The following is a 2,296-nucleotide window of genomic DNA, read 5'->3' on the forward strand; positions in this document are numbered from 1 at the left end:
GCTCCCATCCGCACGCCAAATCATCGAAGTCCAAGGATCCCCTTTACGCGTTTTTCAATCAGCCGACCCGGTGCCTTCTGGAAGTCTAGACGAGCGACGACTGGGGTCTTATTTCCTCGGATGCCGACGCGATCGGCTCGTGTCAGTCGCGAAGCGGCGACCCGGCGACCTCGAATCGGAATCCTCCGAAAGTACCGGACAGTAGTGGGCGTGCGGCCGAGATCGAGGCCTGCACTTCCGGCAACGCGAGGGAAGACTGATGCGCCTCCTCGCTCTCCCACAGTTCCACTACAAAGACGGTGTCAGGATCGTCCTCGTTCACGCCAACCTCGTAAGCAAGGCAGCCGAGCTGCCGGAGGGTCTCGCTCCGTCGAGTCAGATGGCGCACCAACTCGTCCCGCTTACCTGAGACGACGCCGAGCGTCCCCACATTCGCAAAGGTCATAGCACCACCGTAGTAGGACAATGCGACGTTCGGATCCGAATGGCGAGACGCACGAACTGGAAGCGGGCTTCATTCATGGGCGCACTGTGGCATGACGTTCGTTCTTGCGCAAGGGGGCTCTTCGGATCTGACACGGGATTATGAGGCGACGTCAGACGTTGGCTGGCGTGATGGTGGCGCTCCTGTCCTTTGGCATTACGCGCTCACGACTTCATGGTGGCTRGTTCAGCTCCACGGTGGTCGAGGGTGCAGTACCGGTGGTCAGCGCAACCGAGACGCCGGCGACGCAGGCGGGGGCAATCAAGGTGGACTATCCCGCCCTTTTACTGCGTCACCTGCGAAGTGGTCACCACGTCCAGCCAGGGGCCGGCGGGTACGTTCGACCGGTCGATCCAGCTCCAGGCGACATGGTCGCTGTCGCCGTCCAGGTCAGCGAAACCCAGGCACCCGTTCAGCGCGGGCGAGACGTCCATGCCTGCGCCTTGGGTGGGGTCACCTGAGAACTGTTTGTTGACGGGCCGGGCGTTGTTCTGACCGAACACGTAGCCCTTGTCGTGGTAGAGGCTTCCCGAGGAAGGCCCAGAGTCTTCGATCTGGCCGTAGCAGGTGTGCCCGTTCGGGCCGGTGATCGCCACCCAGCGATTCTTCATGTACGAGTAGTTCGAGTTTGCGCAGTTGTTCTTGCCGGTAGCTGCGTTGTCGGCCGCCGCCCAGGTGATGACTGAGCAACGTTCCGCAAAGGCGGTGGCGTCGTTCACGTCGTCATAGGGAAGATCCAGGTAGAAGGCGTTTTCCTTGGGCGTTCCCGCGGACGGTTCAAAGCCGTTCGTCGCTGTCCGTGCTTCGGTAGCGCACTTGAATGACGTGCCCGTACCAGACCCCGTGCCGTCACATGAGCCGTACACCGACCCTGCACAACCGGATGCCCAGGCGGGCGTGGTGCCAGTGTTCTTGCCGCCCCAGTGCATGGCCCACTGACTGTCGTACGTGGAGCACACCTGCGAGCCGTCCGCCAGGTTGGCATTGAAAATCTCGCCCACCCAGAAACTCGTGGACACGATGTTGGTATGGAGCGGATAGGAACTCTGTGCCGGGGGAACCGGCGAGGGAATGGGTGTCGGCGCGGGGGGAGCAGGCGTCGGCGCGACGGTCGGCGTCTGCGATGGCGTTGGCGTCGGCGTGAGAGTCGCGGTCGGCGTCGGAGTCGGAGTCGGAGTCGCGGTCGGCGTGGGCGTCGCGGTCGGCGCCGGCGTAGAGGTGGCCGTTGCCGTTGGTGTCGGCGCCGGCGTCTCGGCGGGTGCCGGTGCGAACAGGGCGTCTACGAAGTAGTTTGCGCCCGATCCGTCACCCCGAGGAATCGCCCCGTTCAACCCGGCAGCCTCGTACATATAAACGCCGGTCGCTTCGGTCGTGGTGCGCGTGACCGTTTCCAAGAGGTTGTTCGAAATGTTCCGGCCCATCTGGAAATAGCTGGCGTCGAATGCAAAGTGGCCGTCGCCCGCGCCATAGCTAACCGTGTAGTCATGGCCCGGCGTTGCAACGAACGGCGTCGAAAAATAGCCGAACTGCCACCCGGACGCAGACTGATCGGTGATGACCAAATCACGGACACTATAGCCGGAGGCAGTGTCCCAAAGGTGGGCAATATGGGAATTGTCAGTTGCACCAACCGCTTTATAGAACGCGATTCCGCCAATCGTCCCGGGTGCGTCTGTTTTGAACCGAAGCCCAAGTTCCACCTGCGCGCCGGAATCGCCCTTGTTTGGGCCGGCCCAGCCGGGATCCGAGAAAATGCCGTGGTAGGCCGTCGCGGCGCTCGCGGGCTGAGGGTGAACCGTCCCGATCCCGACC

2 protein-coding genes are annotated in these 2,296 nt (G+C 62.8%); both read right to left on the bottom strand.

Going from position 1 to position 2,296, the window contains the following annotated elements; all coding sequences use genetic code 11:
* Positions 1–142: 142 nt before the first annotated feature.
* Complete coding sequence (locus AB4Y86_RS17110) at positions 143–445, bottom strand: putative quinol monooxygenase (protein WP_441403363.1); 303 nt, start codon at positions 443–445, stop codon at positions 143–145.
* A 323-nt stretch (positions 446–768) separates the two neighbouring features.
* On the bottom strand, positions 769–2,296 hold a 1,528-nt coding region (locus tag AB4Y86_RS17115), incomplete at its 5' end, for a DUF4082 domain-containing protein (protein WP_441403364.1).

Origin of the sequence: Arthrobacter sp. 2YAF22_2 (genome assembly GCF_052114645.1) — a bacterium.
In the GTDB taxonomy this organism is placed as follows: domain Bacteria; phylum Actinomycetota; class Actinomycetes; order Actinomycetales; family Micrococcaceae; genus Arthrobacter.